The following is a 23,537-nucleotide window of genomic DNA, read 5'->3' as shown; positions in this document are numbered from 1 at the left end:
TTGAGCAATAGTATTCATTTGGTTAATTAGTTTGAGTAAAATCGAAGTTACTGCCAGTTACTGAAATATAATTTAGAGTAATCAAACCTCTTGTCGTTTTCACAATTTATTTGATCGCCACACAAACGCCAGTATTTTCTTGATTAAATATATGCTTCTCAAGTGTAAAAGATTACACACATTTTATTGAAAGTGGCGGGAAACTCCATTCCTTGATAGGTAAACAGGAATAGCACTTCGGCAAGTTCAGTGACCACCCGTCTTGCCGCTTAGGCATTGGGTACGGGGAAAAGCAAGGGAGCAAGAGTAGACAAACAGACATTTCTTTGCCAATTCTCCAATTTTCCTTGTCCCCAATTCCTTTTCTTTCCTCTGTTCCTTTGCACCTTTGCACCATTGTTTAGCTTGTCCTGAGCGTTGGTTGCTGAGTTTAGCCTGAGCGCAGCCGTTGGCGCAGCCTCTCGTAGAGAAGGGCGCACTCGAAGCAAGTCGAAGCGCTGCCTCTTTTTCCCCATGCCCGAAAACTTCATCCCCTTGTAGGTAGGGACAATCAATTCTGTGCTGATGGTTTCATTAAAATTTAATGACGTTTGGTTGATTTTAATGAGAATATCATCTAACTTCATTAAACTACAAAAATTAAAAGGTTTAGTTAAAGATAGTACACTACTATTGATAACTTTACTTTGATGGCATCTTTAACTTATTGATGGTTATTGAATTTTTTAGCTTTTTTCAAAGCCTGAGAATAACTAACTTTAAGTTATGATTCCCATGTAACACCTAAAGAACTACCAAATCTTGGATTTCGTCACCAACTATTTCACGTTTCCTTGTAGAATAGCCATATATCCTCAGCTAGATTTTTAACTCTATCTAGATAGAAAAAAGAGGGAGTTAATTATTTCTATCGGTGGATGCAGGCTTGTTAAAAAATCATCTATCTTTGGTTTGGGAAAATCATAGAAGCTGCTTAAAAAAGGTCGTAGTTTGCAATATGCAACAAGAGAGAGCGAGTGTAGCGATGAGCGAAATCAGCATTATTTTAATTGAAGATCATGACCTCACTAGAATGGGACTAAGAGCTGCATTACAGTCTTACAGCGGGTTGAAAGTAATTGGTGAAGCAGCAAATGCCACCCAAGGACTAAAACTTTTGGAAACAGCGAAGCCAGATGTAGCAGTGGTGGATATTGGCTTGCCGGATATGGATGGTATTGAACTTACCCGCAAGTTTAGACGCTATCAAGCAGAGAGTGGGCAATCGGCAACAAAGATTCTCATCCTGACAATGGATCACACAGAGGATGCAGTGCTTGCCGCTTTTGCAGCAGGAGCAGACTCTTATTACATGAAAGAGACTAGCATCAATAAGTTAACAGAGGCAATACAAGCAACCCACGAAGGTAACTCCTGGATTGATCCAGCGATCGCTAATGTAGTTTTACAGAAGATGCGTCAAGGTATTCCTGGAGAAAGCCAAGCATCTGACAAGCCAAAAACAGTCAAGATTGAGGCACTGGCGACGGAATATGAGCAAGTTTTAGAAACTTACCCCTTAACTCAGCGCGAATTGGAAATCTTGGAATTAATTGTTGCTGGGTGTAGTAATGGGCAAATTGCCGAAAAACTTTATATCACCGTTGGTACAGTTAAGACTCATGTCCGTAACATTTTAAATAAACTCTGTGCTGATGATCGTACTCAAGCTGCTGTTCGCGCCTTACGCTCTGGGTTAGTAGCCTAAAAGAGGCAGGGGAGCAGGGAGCAGGGAGCAGGGGGAGATAAATAATACCCAATGCCCTATGCCCACTTGCCCAATCTTTCTTGTAGACACTCAGCGATGCGTCGTGCTGCCCCCGGTTTACCCATGCGTCGTACACCGTTTTCGGCAATTATTTGCAAATTATCGGGATTTTTGAGTAGCGATCGCAGCACGTTCGTAATTTGTTCTGGTTGCTCGATTAAAATTAGAGAAGCGCCTAAAAGACGACTTTGAGCTTCTGCAAAGGCAGAGTTATATTGGGGACCACCACCAGGAATAGCGATCGCAGGTTTACCTAAACCGATAAACTGTTCTGTAGCTGTACCTGCCATTGCGATCGCTACATCTCCCCAATGCAAACATTCGTTATAAGCTTGTTGTGTCAACAACAAATATGCATCTTTTTGTTTAAAAATTAAAGCATTAGGATCAGAAAGTGGTACTGGAGATTCTGAATGTAATTGCCAGTCTTGAGATTGAAGAGTTTGGCATAGGATTTTAGAATTTAAACCAGGAGCGATCGCTGCTAAAAATACTACCTTCTCCTGTAAACTATTGATCAACGCAGACACAGCAATAATTATAATTTCCCAATTTTTATATGCTTCTGGTGGACGAGAACCTGGAAGCAAAGTTAAAGTTAGGGGTCGAGCTAATTCATGCTGCTCGACATCAGCACGATAAAATCTTGGAGATGAAGACGTAATTTCCAAACCGTCCATCATCGGATTCCCCAAATCAAAAGCTGGGATAGGCCACTGTTTTAAAATTTCCGTAGTTAGTGAATCTCTAGGGAACACTGCCCGACAACAGCGACGACTCATCAGCCAACGTTCCCAAGGATGGTAAATAGAACCAGAAAAGTTTTCCCAATCAGCAGCTTTTGATTTTCTGGCTAAAAGCCCCGCTTCATTCCGCACATAATATTCTGATTTTGCTGTGCCGACAAAAGCATAGTTAGCACCGCTGAAAGTAGCAAACAACAGCGGTACAATATCTCCTACAGCTAAAATACCCGTCTTGTTGCCTAAACGCTTTTGAGAACTTACCCACCGACGGACAGCTTGAATTTGACTCAAGGTAAGTTGCACTAAACCGCCTTGAACATCTCGCATCAACTGACGGCCATCCATATAAACAAAGCCACCAGACGGCATAGTGCGTACTGAACCAATACACGGAATACCCAACTTTTGGTAAGCGCGTCCTTCACCTACTAAAGGTAAAGCAAAGATATCTGGTGGATTTGATTGTTGTTGGAGTTCTGCCAAAATCCGCACAGCAATCATGTCTTCACCATGACCATTACTTAACACCAGTAATTGCCAATTTGGCTCTAGGGATATGCGAGATACATTGCTCATTTTGACTAATGTCTGCCGTAGGTTTTATTACCAGGAACAAACCCGGTCTCTTTGAGCAACAGTCGTAGTTCTGCGTGACAAAGTTTCGTGTCCTTTTGATTATTTTCCCACATATCAGCAAAGAAGTTTTGCATCAGTGTAATGATCCTGCGGTATTTAATGATGCTAGCAACATAGAACTCATCTAACTTCATAATTTCATCAGCATGTATTTGTTCGATGTTGTCGAGTAATATAGAGCGCAGTTCATAAGGTTTTAAGCCTTCTTTTATCTTAAATGTTTCTATAATCTGGCGTTTATCGTTTTCCAAACATGAATCATAGGATGGTTGAATAAGATGACTAAGATTTCGCAGGATTTCTCCATAGTCATAAAATATGTTCTGCTTAAAGAAAGATTTTTCGTCTTTAGTCAATGTAAAACTCTTATCAAGCACTAAACCAAAATCGGTCAAATATGTCCGCTTACCATCAGTGAGAACGTTGCGAAAATGTGCATCGAAGTGGATAATTCCCTTCATCCTGAAAAAGTCAATCGTCGTGCGTAAGTCATTTAGAGGTTGCTGAAGTTTGTTAGGGTTTTCCTGCAACCATGTTTCCAGAACATACGGTATATACTCTAGAAATAGAACCAACTCATAGTTAGCCTTTCCTCTATCTAAAAAATAATTCCCGGCGTTCTCACTATTGCCCCAGTATTCCACATAAGCTTTTAGACGTGACTCATCCACATCCGCACGCCGTCCAAAAAACGGCATAATCCGATAATGATACATCAGTGGGAAGTTAGCGATCGCCCCCTCCAATACCCAGTTAGTTGTCTTGATATGGGTAACAAGTTCACGGAAAACCCCAAAACCAGTAGAACCGAAGCCGTAATTACAGTAAGTTGGTAGGTTATAGAGGTTTCTGGTAGAAAAAGGGTTATCAAATTCGATGTTTGTCACCGGAACACGTTTCACAAAAACCTTAGATTCTCCAAGGAGGATGGTGTGATTCATCCCCCAACCTGTGCTTGATTCACTCGACTGACTACCTTCAAGTAAAGAACGCAATTGTACATTATCCAACTGAGCGATTTGTGAACTGAGTTGGAAGTATTTCTTTTTTCGGGGTTGCATAAATGAGGAATGATTTTTATCACGCAGAGGAGGACACTTGCGTGGGCGGCTCTGCCGACTTGAGCAAAGTGTCCGTCGCGCAGAGGCGCAGAGAGAATATCGTAGTCTGTGCGTAAGCCCTGGAAACAAAACATTGAAATTAATTGTCTGTTTGAACAAAAGGTATAAATAGGGATAGCAATCGGCAAAGCAGCTGGAAGTTAGTATTATCTCTGTTAGTCAACCTTGCTATGAATAACTCTTTGTTATTGAATTAAATATTATGCGAGTTTCTTCTGCTACACTTCTTACTTTAGCTACTTTAGCAGCTAGTAATATCACTCAAAAAGTTACGGCTGCAACTGCCACAACTACATCTGAGAATGAACAAACTGAAAACTTCATAGTTCCAGCGATCGCAGAAATCCCTACACAAGTCAAGACTATCTCATCCCCAGAAATTGTAGTTGCTCAACAATTTTCCCCTACTCCTTTGGAACTAACTCCCAAGATTCCAGTCAATTCGCCCGTTACCCCATCTTCACCTAAAAACCCGGTAATTGAAAACGACTTAGTAGTTACAGCAGTTGATGTGCAGATAGTAGGAGCAACTGAAGAATTACAGCAGATTATCCGCAAAATTATTAAAACCCAAGTAGGTGGAGAAACCAGTCAAAACCAGCTGCAAAAAGATGTCGCGGCAATTTTAGAAACTGATTTATTTGCCAGTGCTAACGTTAACAGTCGCAGCACCCCAGCGGGATTAAATGTAGTGTATCAGGTACAACCAATACTAGTGCGATCGCTAGAACTTTCTGGGGCTAAAGCACTTACCTATCAAGTAATTCAAGCACCTTTTCAATCTCAAGTCGGTAAACCCATTAGTCCCGCAGGACTCCAACAAGCAGTACAACAAGTAAATCAGTGGTACACCGACAATGGTTATAAACTGGCAAAAGTGCTATCTATTAAACCCAACCGTCAGGGAATCCTCACCGTTAATGTAGCTGAAGGTTTGGTGAGTAATGTCAAATTCCGCTTTGTCAGCGATGAAGGTAAAACCGTTGATAGCAAAGGCGAACCAGTAATGGGACGCACCAAAACCGACTTTTTACAACAGCAACTCCAGCTGAAATCAGGTCAAGTCTTCCAAGAAGATACTGTTAGGCAAGACGTACAAAAATTATATAGTACTGGCTTATTTGAAACTGTGAACGTGGCTTTAGAAGGAGATGCCAATAAAGTTGATTTGATATATGAACTCAAAGAATATGGAGCCAGGGCGATTAACGTAGGTGGTAGTTACAATGCCGACCAAGGGCTAATAGGTACTTTAAATTATCAAGATCAAAATATTAATGGTGCTAACGATACTTTGTCTGCAAATCTGGGTTTGAGTACCCGTGATTTTCAATTTGATACCAGATTTACTAGTCCTTATCGCTCAACTGATCCCGATCGCTTGGGGTATAGTGTAAATGCCTTTCGTCATCGGGAAATCTCAGAAACTTTTGATGACAGCATCAAACTAGCTAACGGCGATAAAGTCCGCGAAGGTCAAATTGGCGGAAGTATCAGCCTGCAACGACCCATTGATAATTGGGATACTTCTTTAGGATTTAATTATACTCGCACCAGTATTCGCGATCGCGATGGTAATGTTACACCTACTGATGTCCAAGGTAATCCTTTATCTGCAAGTGGCACTGGCATTGATGATTTGACTACTGTATCTTTCACCGCCACCAAAGACCAAAGAGATAACCCCAACAATCCCACTCAAGGTTCATTACTTAGTTTGAGTACAGAACAATCTGTACCCATTGGTCAAGGTAATATTTCTCTCAATCGCCTCCAGGCAAATTATAGTCAATATACACCAGTAAAACTATTTAATAGCCAACAGCCACAAGTATTTGCCTTGAATCTCCAAGCAGGGACTGTGATTGGTGATTTGCCACCTTATGAAAGTTTTAACTTGGGTGGTTCCAATTCAGTACGCGGTTACGACTCTGGTGATGTAGGCAATGGTCGCAGTTATGTCTTAGCTTCCGCAGAATACCGCTTCCCCATTATACCAATAGTCGGAGGTGTATTATTTGCTGACTTTGCTTCCGATTTAGGCTCTGGCAATACCGTATTGGGAGATCCCGCAGGCGTGCGCGGTAAATCTGGTTCTGGTTTTGGTTATGGGGCTGGGGTACGTTTAGACTCACCTTTGGGTTTAATTAGGGCTGATTATGGTATTAATGACCAAGGAGAAAGCAGAGTGCATTTAGGTATAGGGCAGCGATTTTAAGTAAGTTATAGCAAAAACTTTTGAGAGCATTGATGTCAAGAATAATAACGTTTTTGCTTCCTGGTATATCTCAACGCCCAATGCCCCATGCCCCATGCCCAACACTACAAATACTTTCGCAACAACAACTCTAACTTTTCCTTTTTTGCTTTGGGTGCTTTGTCTAATTGAGTCAAAATTGCATGTTGCAAAGCGGAATGTGCATTGCTAAACGGGGGATTTTTACTTAAGCGCTTGACAGTTTCTTGAATTACCTTTTGAGCATTGACGGCATTGCGCTGTAAATTATCAATTATCATGTCCACTGTCACGCTATCGTGATCTGGATGCCAACAATCATAATCTGTCACTAGCGCTAAAGTTGCATAAGCAATTTCTGCTTCTCTGGCTAACTTCGCCTCTGGTAGATTTGTCATGCCAATCACTGTTGCACCCCAACTGCGATAGAGATTTGATTCTGCTTTGGTTGAAAATGCTGGGCCTTCCATGCATACATAAGTACCACCACGATGTAGAGTCACTTTTGGTAAATTGAGAGAAGCGATCGCATCGGCTAGTACTCTAGCTAAATTTTGACAAATCGGATCGCCAAAAGCAATGTGAGCAACAATTCCTTCACCAAAAAATGTCGAAATTCGATTTTTCGTCCTGTCAATAAACTGATGAGGTACTACCATATCTAATGGTTTAGCTTCTTCCTTTAAAGAACCTACGGCACTAGCTGAGATTAAATACTCCACACCTATTTGCTTCATAGCATGAATATTGGCACGAAACGGTAACTCAGAAGGTAACAGAGTATGATTGCGACCATGACGCGCTAAAAAAGCTACTCGTGTTTCATCCAAGGTTCCCAAAATCAGAGCATCAGAAGGCGAACCAAAAGGTGTTTGTACTTGCACTTCTTCCACATCTTTGAGGGCATCCATTTTGTATAGACCGCTACCACCAATAATCCCAATACTAGCTTGAGCCATGATTATTAAGCTGTTTTTTGCTGAGTTGCCAAGTCATTTTACCGAAAAGGGGTTAAATGAAGTAGAAAGTCTGAATTATAAAGTATGAAAACCTACGACTGGATTGTTGTTGGTGCTGGAATTACAGGTGCTGCACTTGCTTACGAACTAGCGAAAAAAGATTTTGCTGTACTGTTGTTAGAACAAAATCAAATACCACAAAATGCAACTCGCTTTAGCTATGGTGGACTTGCTTATTGGTCTGGAACTACACCACTGACTCGCCAATTATGCCAGCAAGCGCGCGATCGCTACCACATTTTATCCCAAGAATTAGACGCTGATATTCAATTTCGAGAATTAGATTTATTACTCACCATTGCAGCCGATATTGACCCCCAAGCAACTGCCATCTCATATAATCGTTTTGCCACACCACCACGTTTACTCGATGTTCAAACAGCTTGTGAGTTGGAACCACTGCTAAATCCGCAAGCAATATCTGGGGCTTTAACTGTCAAACATGGTCATATTCACCCAGAAAAAACAGCCCAAGCCTACATTCAAGCTTTTACGCGCATAGGGGGCGAAATGCAGATTACTCAAGTACTGCAACTATTACCACACGGCGTTAAAACAACCATTGCAAATTACTACAGCGCTAATGTTGTGATTTGCGCGGGTGGACTCAGCCGCGCCCTACTAAAATCAGTTGGTATTCTTATCAAACTGTATTTCACCCACGCAGAAATCATCGAAACTCCATCTGTTGATTTGCAGTTAAGTACCTTAGTTATGCCGGCTAATTTGCAGCGGTTTCAATTAGAAGCTGAATCTACTCAAATTGATGAATTGTGGAATGAACCAGGGAATGAATTAGTACCGCCAATTTTAGATGCAGGTGCAGTTCAGTTTTTAGATGGTAGCTTGCGCTTAGGACAAATTAGCCGCGTTCTTACAAATCCTTACGCCGAGATAGACTCCCAAGAAAGTGAAAAGTGGTTACAAAAAAGTGTTGGACAAGTTTTACCAACGTTGCAAAATTTACCAGGAACTTGGCATCATTGCTTAGTGGCATTTAGTAACAATAGTCTTCCCTTAATTGGTGCTATTCCAGGATTTGAAAGCATTCATATTTTTTCTGGATTTAGTAACCCTTTAGTGTTTACACCAGCCTTAGCAGAACGCTTTGCTAATTTTGCAACTGGCAAGTCAGATGAAATTATAATTCAGCTATCTAATAACAACTGGGAATAACTTAGTATATTAATTTTTATTGCTTTGGTTAATCTTTGGTTAATTAAACTCCTCAAAATGTATCTAAAATAACTTTTTGTTGGTCAATTATCGCACTAATATCACACTCTAAAGGTTGAGATTGTCAGCATCCTATGAACTAGCTGATGAATTTTTAAGAGGAAAATTTAAAAAGATTATGGGTAGACGATTTAACCGCCGGAAGTTTTTGATTGCTGGTTCTGTAAGTCTTGGTAGCACTATTTTTCTTAAAGCTTGCGTGAATAACTCTCCAACGGCTACTAGCACACCAGCAGACTCTCCTAGTGCTTCTCCTGTAGCTGCTGCAAGTGGTAATACCATCAAGGTAGGTATTTTGCACTCTCTCAGTGGCACAATGGCTATTAGTGAAAAAAGCGTTGTTGATGCCGAAAAATTAGCTATCAAAGAAATTAATGCTAATGGTGGTGTTTTAGGTAAACAAATTGTAACAATTACCGAAGATGGTGCTTCTAACTGGGATACTTTTAGGGAAAAAGCCACCAAATTAATTGATCAAGATAAAGTTCCTGTAGTTTTTGGTTGTTGGACTTCTGCTAGTCGTAAGAACGTCAAGCCAGTATTTGAAAGTAAAGACCAAATGCTTTGGTATCCAGTGCAATATGAAGGTCAAGAATGTTCTAAAAACATTTTTTATACTGGCGCTGCACCAAATCAACAAATTGAACCTTCTGTTGATTGGTTGTTAAAAAATAAAGGCAAAGAATTTTTCTTAGTTGGCTCTGATTATGTTTTTCCTCGGACTGCTAACACAATTATTAAAGCTCAATTAGCAGCATTAGGCGGTAAAACAGTCGGAGAGGATTACTTACCACTAGGTAACACAGAAGTTACAGCAATCATTACTAAAATAAAGCAAGCTTTGCCTAACGGTGGAGTAATTTACAACACTTTAAATGGAGATAGTAATGTTGCCTTCTTCAAACAATTGAAAGGGGCTGGATTAACACCAGACAAATATCCTTCTATGTCTGTAAGTATCGCTGAAGAAGAAGTTAAAGCAATTGGTGTAGAGTATCTTAAAGATCATTATGCTGCTTGGAATTATTTTCAAACAGTAGACACACCTGCTAACAAGAAGTTTGTCGCAGCTTTTAAGAAAGAGTACGGCGAAAACAGAGTTACAAATGACCCAATGGAAGCAGCATATATTGCAGTTTATTTGTGGAAGCAAGCAGTAGAAAAAGCTGGTACTACAGATATAGCGAAAGTACGTGCAGCAGCACCCGGTCAAACTTTAGATGCACCAGAAGGTAAAGTGACAATGAACGCCAATCATCACTTATCCAAAATTGTGCGAATTGGTCAAGTCAGGGATGATGGTTTATTTGATATTGTCTATGCTACTCCGTCAGTAGTTGACCCAGTTCCTTGGAATCAATTTGTGAAAGAAACTAAGGGATATGCTTGTGATTGGACTGACCCCGCTAAAGGTGGTAAGTACAAAAAAGTTTAAATCATTAATCAGACGTAGGTTGGTTTGACGTAAGGAAACCCAACACTTTTATCGATGTTGGGTTGCGCTGTGCTTAACCCAACCTACAACTGACAACTGACAACTGACAACTATTACTATTGGCGAAAAAAGTGTTAACAGGTTTCTTAGAAGCTGTATTTAATGGTGTTAGTATTGGTGCTGTATTATTAATAGCTGCGTTGGGACTAGCTATTATTTTTGGCTTGATGGGTGTCATCAATATGGCGCATGGCGAATTGATGATGTTTGGCGCTTATACCACATTTGTTGTGCAAAATGGCTGTAAACAATTGGGCGGAGTGTGGTTTGAATTTTATATATTTTTGGCTTTAATAATCGCTTTTATGTTCACGGCTACTGTAGGACTAGTTTTAGAAAAAGGTGTGATTCGTTATCTTTATGGACGACCTTTAGAAACTTTATTAGCAACTTGGGGAGTAAGTTTGATTTTTCAGCAGTTTGTCCGCAGTGTAAATTGGGTATTAGTGATTTGCTTAGTTTTGTTTTCTCTATTCTTTTTTGGAGGTTTATGGATTTTAAATTCTCGCACGAATTTGGGTAGAGTTCGTAACCCAATTGTAGCGGTAATATTATTTTTATCGTTGGGGATAACAATCACAACGGGCAATTTATTGAGCCAAACTTATCAGCAAGCAGTGACTCAACCTTGGTTTGGCGCTCAAAATGTGGATGTCACAGCGCCAACATGGTTACAATCTGGGATGTCTTTGGGTGGTGTGCAATTGCCTTTTGCGAGGTTATTTATTATTGCTTTAACAATTATTTGTGTGGCGGTAATTTATTTATTTTTACAACGTTCTCGTTGGGGATTAAGAATTAGGGCTGTCACCCAAAACCGCAATATGAGTGCTTGTTTGGGTATCCCAACTCAAAAAGTGGATGCGATTACTTTTGCGCTGGGTTCGGGTTTGGCTGGTGTGGCTGGATGTGCGATTAGTTTGCTCGGTTCTGTAGGGCCAAATACGGGGCAAAATTATATTATTGATACGTTTATGGTGGTTGTCGTCGGAGGTGTGGGCAATTTAGCCGGGACGATTGTAGCTGCGTTGGGTATTGGTACGGCTAATTTTTTAATTGGTTCTGGTACTTTGGCTTTTCTTTTAACTCCTGTGAAGCCGTTGGCTGATTTGTTTACTTTTTTTGCGACGACGAGTATGGCGAAGGTGATGGTATTTGCGTTGATTATTGTGTTTTTACAGTGGAAGCCTGGGGGGATTTTTCCGCAGAAGGGGCGTACTGTTGATGTTTGAACGAACCGCCAAGAAGCCAAGGACGCAGAGATGAAGAAGAAGGGAGGAAGGTTAATTGAGGTGGGGGTGGTGATTGCGATCGCACTTTTCCTCATCATCATTATGCCACTGGTACTGTCGGAGTTTCGTCTGAATTTGTTGGGACGATTTCTCTGTTTGGCAATTGTGGCTTTGGGTATTGATTTGATTTGGGGTTATACTGGTTTATTAAGTTTGGGACATGGCATTTTCTTCGGTTTGGGTGGATATGCGATCGCAATGTACCTGAAGTTGCAAGTTCCCAAAGGAGAATTACCTGATTTTATGGGACTTTATGGGGTTACGGAACTTCCTTGGTTTTGGCAGCCTTTTTATTCGTTTCCCATATCTGTAGTTGCTGTGGTACTAATTCCGGGGTTATTAGCGGGATTATTGGGATATTTAGTTTTCCGCAATCGCATCAAAGGAGTTTATTTTTCTATCTTGACTCAAGCCGGAACTATTGTATTTTTCAACTTCTTTAATGGTCAACAAAAATTATTTAATGGCACAAACGGACTGATAGATTTTACAACTTTGTTTGGGGCAACGGTCAGCGATGCCAAAACACAGTTTATTTTCTACACGCTGACGGTGGTGTTTCTCGCAGTTACTTACGGAATTTGCCGCTGGTTGACAAGTGGGCGCTTTGGGAAATTGTTAATAGCGATTCGGGATGATGAAAGTCGGGTAAGATTTTCTGGCTATGACCCTACAGATTTTAAAGTGTTGGTGTTTGCAGTTTCGGGTGCGATCGCTGGCATAGCAGGAGCATTTTATACTATTCAAAGTGGTTCTGTATCACCTAGAGCGATGGATATTGCTTTTTCGATTGAAATGGTAATTTGGGTAGCGGTAGGAGGACGTGCTACTTTAATTGGGGCGATTGTAGGAACTTTGTTAGTTAATTATGCTCGTACTTTTTTAAGTGAACAATTTGCCGAAATTTGGTTATTTTTCCAAGGCGCATTATTTTTAATAGTTGTAACAGTGCTTCCTGACGGGTTAATAGGATGGTTACGTAATCAAAATATTTCTATTTTCCAACGCCGTCAACAAATTGCTACATATCCCACCTTGGAAGAAGACCCAGAAGTGCAACATGAACGCCAAAATATTGGAAACTGAAAACGTAACTGTTAGTTTTGACGGATTTAAAGCTTTAAACCAGCTAAATTTTAGTATGGATGCGGGTGAATTGCGGGTAGTAATCGGACCGAATGGTGCGGGAAAGACAACATTTCTAGATGTGATTACCGGGAAAGTTCAACCAACCGTAGGACGAGTTTTATTTAAAGGTAAAAACTTGCGTTCTTTACCTGAATATAAAATCGCACGGTTGGGAATTGGACGCAAGTTTCAAACACCCCGCATTTATTTAAATTTAACGCCACGCGAAAATCTAGAAATTACCAGTAACCAAAATAAAAATGTTTTTTCTACCTTGTTTAAAAGTTCTACTAATCTTGAAAAGAATAATATTAAAGGTTTGTTGGAAACCATTGGTTTAACCCCTAAAGCAGACATCACAGCCGGCTTACTTTCCCACGGAGAAAAACAACGTTTAGAAATTGGCATGTTAGTAGCACAATCACCTGATTTATTACTTGTTGATGAACCGGTAGCGGGTTTAACAGATGAAGAAACCTATAATATTGGCGAATTGCTTTTAACATTAGCTCAGAGTCATTCAATATTAGTAATTGAACACGATATGGAATTTGTACGTCAAATTGCCCGGAAAGTCACGGTACTACATGAAGGTTCGGTACTATGTGAAGGTGATTTTGAAGAAGTTCAAAATGACTCTCGTGTGGTTGAGGTTTATTTAGGAAAACAAGAAGACTAAATTTTTATCTCAAAAGCTCGACATGGTACTCTATATTTAGGGTTCTTATATATAGAGTTTGATATGACCGCAAAAACCATAAAAAATATTAGCAATCCTGATACCTATAAAGGTATGTATTCTTTTCATAAATACTGGGGTAAAAAGCCAACTGAAAGTATTACTTTTTTTATCCAAAACTATACAAATGAGTCAGATATAGTTCTTGATCCATTTTTAGGATCAGGCTTTATCAGTAGAGAATGTTTATACCGAAGAAGGAGATTTATTGGAATTGATATTAATCCTTTTGCAATTGAACATAGCAACTTCTTGTTAGAACTTCCGAAAGCTTCGGTATTTCAATCAGCCCTACAAGAGATTGAAACAAAAATTAAATATAAAATAAATAAGACATATTTGACTAATAATGGGGAAATAGCATCACATTATTTATGGAGTAGTGGTGAACTTTTGAAAGTATGGATGAAGCCAAAGGTAGGTAGAAGTAGGATTGAGATGGAAACAACAAGCTTCGATTTAGAAAAAATTGAGTCCTTTTCTCAATATTCAACACGTAACATTAGAAAACTAACTTTTTTTACAAATTCAAGAATTAACTCAAGTAATCAAATGTCTATCTACGATTTGTTTACTCGTAGAGCTTTGCATAATATTGATTTAATACTGGATGAAATTAAATTATTTCCAGATACAATTCAAAAAGCTTTATTATTAACTCTTACTTCTTCATCAGGGCAAATGTCATCTATGGTATTTGCAATCACCAATCGAGGAAAAACAAAGAATCAAATTTCTAACAAAATAGAGGTCGGCAGTTGGGTAATCGGCTACTGGAGACCAGAATTACACTTTGAGATTAATGTTTGGAACTGTTTTGAGAGTAGAGCTAAAAAACTCTATAAAGCATTAGTTGATATTAGTGAACATAAATATCTTAGACATGAATCAATAAGTGCGCTATTAAAAAGTAGACAAGGAGCATTAATTATTAATGATGATTGTATAGATGTAATGCAAAAAATACCAGAAAAATCTATAAAAATGATTTGCACTGACCCACCACATAGTGATCGAATTCCATACCTTGAATTAAGTGAAATATGGAATTCTATTTTAAATAAAGATGTTAATTTTGAAAAAGAAATAATTATTTCTAACGCCAAAGAGAGAAATAAAAAGAAGAGCAAGTATATAGAAAAGATGAAATCCTTTATAGGGGAATCTAGTCGTATTCTTACTGACGATGGAACGTTTTTAATATACTTCAATGCCCGCGATCAAGAAAGTTGGAAATTCTTAGAAATACTTGAAAATAATTCTGATTTGCAATTTATTGGGGCTTTTCCTATGGAATATTCTGCAAACTCAGTAGTGCAAGACAATAGAAAAGGTGGAATGAAAACAGATTATGTTCTTGTTCTCAAAAGAAAAGGGTGTAGTATTAGCTATAAGCGGGAACTTCTTGATAAGATACCAGGCTGGTCAACTTTAGTACCCCAAATAGCAACGGCAACATAAGACGAAGATATTTCAAGATTTGACATGAAAGATTTTTCTTACTGGAAAGAATTATATGACAGCGAACATTTAACAGAATTTAATACGGATTATGCAGGTCAATTGTGGTTAAAAACTAAATCAATCATAAGAAAAGAATTAGTTTCAGAATTTATCAAAAAATATTCATTAGTCTTAAAGACTAGCAGTTTAAATGGACAATTTGAGGAGTTATTTCTACTTTTGCAATCTAACCTATCTCAGTCTCATCAGCAATTAGATTTATATATTAAGGAAAAAAATGTACAAATATTGGGAGCTTTAAATAAGGAAAGTCTCGTTTCTGAATTATATAAGTTGAAAATATTTGAATGGGGAGGTGATTATCAAAATTCATTGGATAAATACTTGGTAAGTCATTATGTGAAAACGAAAGATATCATATCCTATGAAATATTAATGTCTAAGTTTGAAACGGAGATAAATCGAGTTGTTCAAGGATATGTACTGAATAGTTGGTATAACCATTGGTCTAGTATTTTAATTGAGCATATATTTAAATCGCATCCATCTATTTTAGCTACTGTTGGACAAATTAAGAGTGTTGATTTTTTCATCAAAAATATACCTTTTGATTTAAAGGTTACTTATTTTCCGTCAGAATATTTAAAATTAAAAAGGAAGCAAAAGAATCTTCCTGTTGAACTCACTTTTTTAAAGAAAAAAGCAAAAGAGCTTTCAATTAACTTTGATAAAACAGCCAAAGCTCCCAATATATATTATGAAATAACTGAAAAGTTAAGAGATCGAAATGACAATGCATCTGAATCTGTTCTTAATAAGTTGAAATCTGAAAACATGGCAATTGTTAATGAAGCTCAACAAAATCCTAAAAATCTAGCAAAATGGTTGTATGAGAATCAGGGAGAAATGCGCTTTGGATCAGAAAATCGCTTGTTTCTTATACTAATTGATACGAATGATTTTTCAAGCTCGTGGAAACTTAAAAGAAACTTAGACCTTTTAACACCTACTATAAATACTTTTCTTGATGCTTTTAGCTCAAAGCAAATTTCAGATTTAAAGATGAATTTTAATTATCCTGGGAAACCACAAACTTTTAGTGCATTAACAGACGTTATTTTCGTTGTAAAGTAAAATATTTTCATCAAAATTCTACTGATTATTACACAGTTAAATGAGCATGAATAAATAACAATAACAGCTCTGAATTTTCCTATCTTATACAAAAGTATGAAAACTGTATCTTGCTCTTTATGACTTTGCATTAAAGTTTAATATCTACATAATTTATAATGCTAAAAATCTCTAACATCAACGTTTACTACGGTGAAAGTCATATTCTTCGCAATGTCGATTTAAGCGTACCATCTGGGCAAATGGTTTGCCTCATTGGACGTAATGGCGTAGGTAAAACAACCCTACTTAAAACCATTATGGGATTACTTAAACCCCGCAGCGGTACAATTAAGTTTGCTGGAGAATTAATTAACTCCAAATCTCCAGACCAAAGAGCAAAGTTGGGAATTGGTTATGTTCCCCAAGGACGAGAAATTATCCCCCGTTTGACAGTCAAAGAAAATTTGCTGCTGGGGTTGGAAGCTAGACGTAAACCAGTCAAAAAAGCAGAAATTCCTGAAGAAATTTTTAATTTATTTCCTGTGTTAAAAACCATGCTGGCGCGGATGGGTGGTGATTTGAGTGGTGGACAGCAGCAACAATTAGCGATCGCTCGTGCTTTAATGGGACAACCTCAATTACTCGTATTAGATGAACCTACCGAAGGTATTCAACCGTCTATTATCCTAGAAATTGAAGCCGCAGTCCGTCGCATCGTAGCCACTACAGGCATTTCTGTTTTATTAGTAGAACAACACTTACACTTTGTCCGTCAGGCTGATTACTATTACGCCATGCAAAAAGGCGGTATTGTCTCCTCCGGTTCTACTAGCGAACTTAGTCAAGATGTGATTCAACAGTTTTTAGCTGTTTAATTGTTGGTATTTTAATCTCGTTTGAGTCTGAACTAATCAAGTCTGCGGCTTCTTGCAAAAGTTCATTTTGTTCTTGTTTAATTACTTCTAAACGGCTAGATATTTCTGCCAATCTTTGCTGCTTAGATTGATAAATTGTTAAAGAATTAGTAGATAAATTATCAGTTGTTTGAGTACCTTTAATCTTTTGAATAGTAAAACTACTAATTTTAAGCAAGGATAAAACAATCGCTTTAATCAAAACCTGAATTAATCTCAAAGGTACTTGTAGTATTGACCAACTAGCTTGCTCAATCAAGCGCATAATTGCTTTAATAATGCTCCAAACTAAAGCAATCCCAAAAAGCAAAATTACTAAACTGATAATTGGATGATTAGCAGCCCAACCTAATATTTGTAATAACTGCAAAAATGCAGGATGTTGTATCAACCAATCATCAAAAGAAGCAACGATTGCACTTTGAACTACTCCTGATGTTGTATTCTTAACTTGCTCAGCTGTTTGCCAACTTTGCTCAAGGGTTGTAGTTGTTGTTTCCCTCAAAGACTCTCTAACTTGTTGTGCTGAGTTTGTTAAAGAATCCACATTTTCGCCGACAAAATCTTTGATATTTTGCCAGCGTTGTAACACTTCATCAGGCAAATGTATGTCTACTTGAGGTGTCATAGATTAAGTAGGTTGATGTCAATAATTATCGTTGGAATAAAGCAGGGGGCAGCACTTCGGCTCACTTCGACTATGGTTCCTGAGCGAAGTCGAAGGACGCTCAGTACAAGTCGCTCAGTGACCAAGAGCAGGGGGAAAAAGAGTTTGAGCCTTATTTACTTTTATTTACATAGTTCGATTTTATTTCACCGACTTAGAAAACTGAGAATATCTTTTGTAGGATCTTGCTGACGTTCTCTGAAGTTAAATGCTCTAAAATTTGATTGTGAGCTGCTACGGCTTTACCAAATATAGTCAATAGTAAAGGCAAGAGATTAATGGTAAATAGTCCATTTGTTAGAGTTTAAAATTTGAGTGGAATTGCGAGGATTGTAAGTAGTAATTTTGGTAATGATTGACAACTACATCAATTTAAAATTTTTAAGAAAAGCTGGCTCTATTTATAGAGCCAGTTATTTATATTCTCAGAACAATTTATCAAAAATTTTTAGCTCATAACTAATCGTTAAACAAATCCAAATCTGTGACAGCGCCAAGACTACTAGATGATACTAACTTGGCATATTTTGCCAGTACGCCTTTAGTGTAACGCGGTGCGGGTGGTTGCCAATTGGCGCGGCGGCGGGCTAATTCTGCGTCAGATATATCTAACTGTAATTTACGAGCTGGTGCATCAATGGTAATACTATCGCCTTCTTCTACCAAAGCGATCGCACCGCCAACAGCTGCTTCTGGGGCAACGTGACCCACTACCATACCGTAAGTACCACCAGAAAATCTCCCGTCTGTAATTAATCCTACAGAATCGCCTAAACCCGCACCGATAATTGCTGAGGTGGGAGCCAACATTTCTCGCATCCCTGGCCCACCTTTTGGCCCTTCATAACGGATGACCAAAATATCACCAGCTTGGATTTTACCTGCCAAAATTGCCTCTAAACAGGCTTCTTCCGATTCAAACACTCGTGCAGGGCCGGTAATTACTGGCTTTTTGACTCCGGTAATTTTGGCGACAGCACCTTCTGTTGCTAAATTACCCTTGAGAATGGCTAGGTGTCCTTGAGCATACATTGGGTTATGCCAAGTACGAATTACATCTTGATTAGAAGGTGGTTCTGCTGGGATGTCTGCTAAAACTTCGGCAATTGTTTGACCACTAATAGTTAAGGCATCTGCATGTAATAAATCATGCACAAGTAGCATTTTCATTACTTGGGGAATACCACCAGCTTTGTGTAAATCAGTCGCTACATACCGTCCACTAGGTTTTAAATCGCCCAAAACAGGAACACGAGCGCGGATAGTTTCAAAGTCGTCTAAAGTTAGTTTTACACCAACTGCGCGAGCGATCGCCAAAAAATGCAATACTGCATTTGTAGAACCACCCACAGCCATAATTACAGAAATGGCATTTTCTATAGATTTACGCGTAATAATTTGGCGAGGTAAAATTTGCTTCTTGATGGCTTCGACTAAGACAAATGCTGATTTTTCGGTACTATCAGCTTTTTCTGCATCTTCCGCTGCCATTGTGGAAGAATAAGGTAAACTCATCCCCAACGCCTCAAAAGCCGAAGACATGGTGTTAGCTGTAAACATACCACCACAAGAACCAGCACCAGGACAAGCCCGACGTTCAACTTCTAAAAGTTCATCGTCGTCAATTTTACCAGCGCTGTGTTGACCGACTGCTTCAAAAGCACTAACGACAGTTAAATCTCGTCCGTTGTATTGTCCGGGTTTAATTGTGCCACCGTAAACAAAGATAGCCGGAATATTCATCCGAGCGATCGCAATCATTGCCCCTGGCATATTCTTATCGCAACCACCAATAGCCAGCACACCATCCATGCTTTGTCCAGTACAGGCAGTTTCTATGGAGTCAGCAATCACTTCCCTTGATACTAGGGAATATTTCATCCCTTCAGTACCCATCGAAATGCCATCACTAATCGTAATTGTGCCGAATATTTGCGGCATCGCCCCAGCATTTCTAATGCCAATTTCTGCCCTTTGTGCCAGTTGATTAATTCCCATATTGCACGGGGTAATCGTGCTGTAACCATTGGCAATGCCCACAATGGCTTTGTTGAAATCTTGATCTTTAAAACCAACTGCACGCAGCATAGCTCGATTCGGCGATCGCTGCACTCCTTGTGTTACAACTTGGCTTCTCAAATTGTCTGACATGTTTTTCTTTCCCTGCCATCATCGCAACTGTTGCGATTGTATTACCTGATTTTCTCATGCCTATGCAGCACAGTAGAACTTTCGCCTTAGTTGGTAATTAATTGGTAATAGTTGACTTACATTACACCAGAGATGTCAACAAGTAGTTTTTATCAAAACTATTGTCATAAAGCTTTATCTGCAACGCTTCCAAGTCTAATGTGTACGTTTAAATCAGAGCGATCGCCATGTCAAGAGACTACCCAGTCTTCCAATTTGTCAGGCTTTTATTACCAAAATAGTTGAAAATTACCAATATTACTGGTAAACTTTCATCATTCTATTCGTTTTACCCTCTTTTTACGTAATCCTACTGGAAAATAACAAATTCTGATGGTTATTTGTTTCCAGGATTGATTATGCGAATGATGAGATCGCAGGTAACATTTTTCTCAAACTTATGAACAGAAGAAGACTTATTGCTTGGGTTACGACGGCAGTTACCAGCATGATGCTGGTAATAGGTTTGCAGTTTGTCAATTTATCACCAGCCACATCTGCAACCAACGTTAACGTATATGCGGCTGTCAGCTTAACAAATGCGCTAAACAGCATTAAAACTCAGTTTCAAAATGCTAATCCAGGTATTACCATTACTTATACATTCGGTGCTTCTGGTACTTTGTATCAGCAAATACAAAGCGGAGGTACAGCAGATATTTTCATTTCTGCTGCCAACGACCAAATAGATGCTTTGCAGAGTCAGGGTAAATTGGTTTCAGGTAGCCGTAAGAATGTTGTCAGAAATCGTCTTGTTTTGATTGCTCCCACGACATCTCCTAGTCCTGGTAGTGCTGCTCTCAAGAACATCAGTGGTTTGACCAACACCAATATTAGGAAAGTTGCCATAGGTGACTATACAGGTACTCCGCCAGTTGTACCAGCAGGGGATTATGCCAAACAAGTTCTCACTAAACGGGGTATTTTCAATACTGTCCAGTCCAAATTGGTTCTCGGAAGCAATGTACGTGCCGTTTTAACTGGTGTTGAAAACAAAACTCTCAACGGTGTTAATAATATTGACGCAGGTTTTGTTTATACCACTGATGCTCTTATTTCCAATAAGGTAAGAGTTGTAGAAACTGCCCTTACCTCAGACAGCGAGACTATTGTCTATCCACTGGGTATACTCACCAGAAGTACAGGTACAAATCGCACAGCAGCACAGACTTTTTCTACTTACTTAAGTGGTAGTACTGCCCAGAATATCTTCAGAGGCACCTATGGATTTCTTCCGCCTACTTAATCACTACAAAGCAAATCAAGTAGTCGTTGTCGTGAATTTTAAACTATTTGGAGTCATGTCTTGTGAAGCTCACTAAAAAACTCTCAATTACTGTTTGTAGTTTGACCACTGCCTTAGTTAGTACTGCTGTGATTACCAATGCTTATAAATCAGTAGCACAAACAGAACCAGAAGGGCCAGAACTGATTACGAACGGAAGCTTTGAAATCGACCCTCTTGTAGATCCTAATGATCCCACTGCTCCAAATCCTAATGTTATGGGATGGAATAAGTCTGAGCCTTTCAATCCGGCGGACACACCTGGTGTTAATATATCGGGTATTAGAATCAGTAACTTTCCTAACACTGGTAATCAAGGGTTATCGCTGAGTTCAATAATTGGATCTTCTGAGACTAGCTACATATCACAGACTATCCCTACAGTTAAGGATCAAAACTACAAACTTACTTACTATTTCGCATCCACAGAAGAAGCACCTGATGTGAAAAATAAATTTCAGATTTTTATTGGTGGGAAGAAGTTTGGTAGTGATAAAAATACTGCTTTTCAACCATACACGCTAACAACCATATCTTTCAAAGCGAAAGGAGAATCTACAGAGATAAAGTTTGGTTGGAAAGTCAAGTATGCGTTTTTATACTTGGATGATGTGAGTGTCAAATCTGTACCTGAACCTTAAGGATAAAACTATCGCAGGATGACTAAACCATAGATTTCTCTTGTCTGGCTCTATAGTGTCGAGAATGCCACTGAAATTCATCTAACTAAAAAAACTCCATTATGAGTTCATAGAGAGATTGTCTTGAGTATATGAATCATTATTTATATCAATAGCAAACTCTTATAAACCAGAGTCAAATTTCAGCTTTATTGACATTACTTAGAGCCAGCATAGATGTAACTATCAACTTGTTTTGATTGCTGTAAATTGGAATTATTTTGGAGTCAAGTTTCATGAAGTTAACTAAAAAACTTTCAATAATTGCTTTTGGTTTTATTACTACCATTACTAGTACTGTTGTGATTACTGGTACTTATATTCCAGTAGCGCAAGCAAATTACGATCATGACTGGGTTGTAGATCCTAGTGACATTGTTTTTAATGGAGGATTTGAACTTGACCCCCTCGTAGATCCTAACGATACCACCGCTCCAAATCCTAATATTACAGGATGGACTAAGTCTGGCGATCCGATAGATACATCAGGGACTAGAATTAGCAATTTTCCTCAAAGTAATAATCAAGGCTTAGTACTTAGTGGATTTAAAGACCTCAGCTTCATATCACAGACGCTTTCTACAAAAGCTGGTCAAGAATACGAACTGAGTTACTTTTTAGCATCTACAGCTGAGGAACCTGACCTTCTTGATAATCAGTTCCAAACATTTGTAGGTGGAAATAAGATTTTCGATCAAAAGAATATTAATTTTCAACCGTATACACCATATAAGTTCAATTTCACAGCAGACACATCATCCACAGAGTTAAAGTTTGGATCTATAGATAGACGCACATTTTTATACTTGGATACTGTAAGTGTTAAGCCTGTACCAGAACCATCAGATATTGGAGGAATAGCAGTTGCAATTTTATTAGGGATTTGGCTAAAGAAAAAGCGGTTGGCTATTAATATTAAGTCAAGTAAATAAGACAACAATTTCATCCGTATTTCTCACAAGTGTTACCCAAACCTTTATCGGGCGACGCTGCACGAATCACAACACTTGAAAAAGAATCTGTGTAGCGACTTTGAAGACAGTCGCTACATACGTCTCGTAGAGAAGCGAGGCGTAGCCCGGTAAATCGTCCTGCAATTATGCAACGCCAAAAATTCAATTTCAAACAGATTCCTACAACAACCATGCAGCTTGGAAAAAGTCACGTTCGCAGAACATAGCATAACGGTATGTTGAGCAAACTAAGGTATTAGCTGTAGCATAGTTATCAACCAAACTTGCTAATTGCTGTGACAACGGCTGAAAATCTTGACTGCTGTAAGTACTAATCCAGTCGGCATACTGATGATTAGGAATGCCATTACTAGCCAATTGTTCTCCTAAAAAAGCATAAAGACTCATACAAGGAGACATTGCCGCAGCTGTTACACCTACATCCCCACCCCAAGCAGTAGCTAACAAAAAATCAGTATAGCGACGGGTAGCAGTTCCAGGTTCTACAGATTGCAAATTAACTCCCCATCGTAAAGCATAACTTTCATGCAACCGCAGTTCTTCTAAAACTCCAGCAGCTAAGTGATGAAATGTGGTGAAACCTACCCAGTCTGGTGCTTTAGCTGCGGCGATGCTATACGCACGGGCAAAAGCTTCTAAGAAAAAGGCATCTTGCCCGACGTAGTAAGCGAACTTCGTTTGCTCAAGCGTACCGTCAGCAATGCCTTGAACAAAAGGATGTTCTAGACAAGCTTGGGCTAAATCTTGATTTGCTGCCCACAATTCGTTGGATAAAGTCATTAAATTAGTTGT

20 protein-coding genes are annotated in these 23,537 nt (G+C 38.9%); 13 read left to right on the top strand and 7 right to left on the bottom strand.

Annotation, left to right across the window (positions count from 1 at the left end; translation table 11 throughout):
* Positions 1-269 precede the first annotated feature (269 nt).
* Complete coding sequence (locus QI031_RS08965) at positions 270-626, bottom strand: hypothetical protein (protein WP_281484834.1); 357 nt, start codon at positions 624-626, stop codon at positions 270-272.
* Between the two features lie 398 nt (positions 627-1,024).
* Between QI031_RS08965 and QI031_RS08960 the strand changes: the two genes are divergently transcribed.
* Entirely contained in the window at positions 1,025-1,747 is a 723-nt protein-coding gene (locus QI031_RS08960) for a response regulator transcription factor (protein ID WP_214437518.1), read from the top strand.
* Positions 1,748-1,803: 56 nt separating this feature from the next.
* On the opposite strand, the gene QI031_RS08955 is transcribed toward QI031_RS08960, so the two are convergent.
* The gene (locus QI031_RS08955; protein WP_281484833.1) at positions 1,804-3,129 is read right to left on the bottom strand and encodes a lipid-A-disaccharide synthase-related protein; all 1,326 of its coding nucleotides are present in this window, start codon (positions 3,127-3,129) and stop codon (positions 1,804-1,806) included.
* A gap of 5 nt (positions 3,130-3,134) precedes the next feature.
* Positions 3,135-4,250, bottom strand: a complete 1,116-nt coding sequence (locus tag QI031_RS08950; protein WP_281484832.1) for a BUD32 family EKC/KEOPS complex subunit — start codon at positions 4,248-4,250, stop codon at positions 3,135-3,137.
* 262 nt (positions 4,251-4,512) lie between these two features.
* On the opposite strand from QI031_RS08950, the gene QI031_RS08945 reads away from it, so the two are divergent.
* The gene (locus tag QI031_RS08945) at positions 4,513-6,528 is read left to right on the top strand and encodes a BamA/TamA family outer membrane protein (RefSeq protein ID WP_281484831.1); all 2,016 of its coding nucleotides are present in this window, start codon (positions 4,513-4,515) and stop codon (positions 6,526-6,528) included.
* A 104-nt stretch (positions 6,529-6,632) separates the two neighbouring features.
* Here the strand turns inward: QI031_RS08945 and QI031_RS08940 are convergent, their stop codons facing one another.
* Positions 6,633-7,505, bottom strand: coding sequence for an S-methyl-5'-thioadenosine phosphorylase (locus tag QI031_RS08940; protein ID WP_281484830.1), 873 nt, complete (start codon positions 7,503-7,505; stop codon positions 6,633-6,635).
* An 84-nt stretch (positions 7,506-7,589) separates the two neighbouring features.
* On the opposite strand from QI031_RS08940, the gene QI031_RS08935 reads away from it, so the two are divergent.
* The 8 genes from QI031_RS08935 (at position 7,590) to urtE (ending at position 16,910) form a co-directional block, all read left to right on the top strand.
* Positions 7,590-8,741: an NAD(P)/FAD-dependent oxidoreductase gene (locus QI031_RS08935; protein ID WP_281484829.1), complete on the top strand. Its 1,152-nt coding sequence runs from the start codon at positions 7,590-7,592 to the stop codon at positions 8,739-8,741.
* A 178-nt stretch (positions 8,742-8,919) separates the two neighbouring features.
* Positions 8,920-10,236 carry an urea ABC transporter substrate-binding protein gene (gene urtA, locus QI031_RS08930; RefSeq protein WP_281485967.1) on the top strand — a complete coding sequence of 439 codons (1,317 nt, stop codon included), beginning with the start codon at positions 8,920-8,922 and terminating at the stop codon, positions 10,234-10,236.
* A gap of 131 nt (positions 10,237-10,367) precedes the next feature.
* On the top strand, positions 10,368-11,528 hold the full coding sequence (locus tag QI031_RS08925) for an ABC transporter permease subunit (protein ID WP_281484828.1): 1,161 nt from the start codon (positions 10,368-10,370) through the stop codon (positions 11,526-11,528).
* A gap of 30 nt (positions 11,529-11,558) precedes the next feature.
* Positions 11,559-12,674: an urea ABC transporter permease subunit UrtC gene (gene urtC / locus QI031_RS08920; protein WP_281484827.1), complete on the top strand. Its 1,116-nt coding sequence runs from the start codon at positions 11,559-11,561 to the stop codon at positions 12,672-12,674.
* Positions 12,649-13,395, top strand: a complete 747-nt coding sequence (gene urtD, locus QI031_RS08915) for an urea ABC transporter ATP-binding protein UrtD (RefSeq protein ID WP_281484826.1) — start codon at positions 12,649-12,651, stop codon at positions 13,393-13,395. The genes urtC and urtD overlap by 26 nt, the downstream gene beginning before the upstream one ends.
* Positions 13,396-13,458: 63 nt before the next feature.
* Positions 13,459-14,916, top strand: a complete 1,458-nt coding sequence (locus QI031_RS08910; protein WP_281484825.1) for a DNA methyltransferase — start codon at positions 13,459-13,461, stop codon at positions 14,914-14,916.
* A 24-nt stretch (positions 14,917-14,940) separates the two neighbouring features.
* Positions 14,941-16,053: a hypothetical protein gene (locus QI031_RS08905; protein ID WP_281484824.1), complete on the top strand. Its 1,113-nt coding sequence runs from the start codon at positions 14,941-14,943 to the stop codon at positions 16,051-16,053.
* 158 nt (positions 16,054-16,211) lie between these two features.
* Complete coding sequence (urtE, locus tag QI031_RS08900; protein WP_281484823.1) at positions 16,212-16,910, top strand: urea ABC transporter ATP-binding subunit UrtE; 699 nt, start codon at positions 16,212-16,214, stop codon at positions 16,908-16,910.
* On the opposite strand, the gene QI031_RS08895 is transcribed toward urtE, so the two are convergent.
* Positions 16,873-17,577, bottom strand: a complete 705-nt coding sequence (locus tag QI031_RS08895) for a hypothetical protein (RefSeq protein ID WP_281484822.1) — start codon at positions 17,575-17,577, stop codon at positions 16,873-16,875. The genes urtE and QI031_RS08895 overlap by 38 nt on opposite strands.
* Positions 17,578-18,075: 498 nt before the next feature.
* Positions 18,076-19,767: a dihydroxy-acid dehydratase gene (gene ilvD, locus QI031_RS08890; protein WP_281484821.1), complete on the bottom strand. Its 1,692-nt coding sequence runs from the start codon at positions 19,765-19,767 to the stop codon at positions 18,076-18,078.
* A 487-nt stretch (positions 19,768-20,254) separates the two neighbouring features.
* Here ilvD and modA point away from each other — a divergent pair, with 487 nt between their 5' ends.
* The 3 genes from modA to QI031_RS08875 all read left to right on the top strand — a co-directional run bounded on the left by modA (position 20,255) and on the right by QI031_RS08875 (position 22,703).
* Positions 20,255-21,052 (top strand): molybdate ABC transporter substrate-binding protein, encoded by a 798-nt coding sequence (gene modA / locus QI031_RS08885; RefSeq protein ID WP_281484820.1) that lies wholly within the window; start codon positions 20,255-20,257, stop codon positions 21,050-21,052.
* Positions 21,053-21,114: 62 nt separating this feature from the next.
* Positions 21,115-21,732 carry a hypothetical protein gene (locus tag QI031_RS08880; RefSeq protein WP_281484819.1) on the top strand — a complete coding sequence of 206 codons (618 nt, stop codon included), beginning with the start codon at positions 21,115-21,117 and terminating at the stop codon, positions 21,730-21,732.
* 275 nt (positions 21,733-22,007) lie between these two features.
* Positions 22,008-22,703: a PEP-CTERM sorting domain-containing protein gene (locus tag QI031_RS08875; RefSeq protein ID WP_281484818.1), complete on the top strand. Its 696-nt coding sequence runs from the start codon at positions 22,008-22,010 to the stop codon at positions 22,701-22,703.
* A gap of 201 nt (positions 22,704-22,904) precedes the next feature.
* Here QI031_RS08875 and QI031_RS08870 read toward each other — a convergent pair whose 3' ends face one another.
* Positions 22,905-23,525 (bottom strand): TenA family protein, encoded by a 621-nt coding sequence (locus QI031_RS08870; protein ID WP_281484817.1) that lies wholly within the window; start codon positions 23,523-23,525, stop codon positions 22,905-22,907.
* Positions 23,526-23,537 lie beyond the last annotated feature (12 nt).

This window comes from Halotia branconii CENA392, assembly GCF_029953635.1.
GTDB classification, from domain to species: Bacteria; Cyanobacteriota; Cyanobacteriia; order Cyanobacteriales; family Nostocaceae; genus Halotia; species Halotia branconii.
The sequence above is the reverse complement of the archived record's forward strand: the minus strand, read 5'-3'. Positions and strand labels throughout refer to the sequence as shown.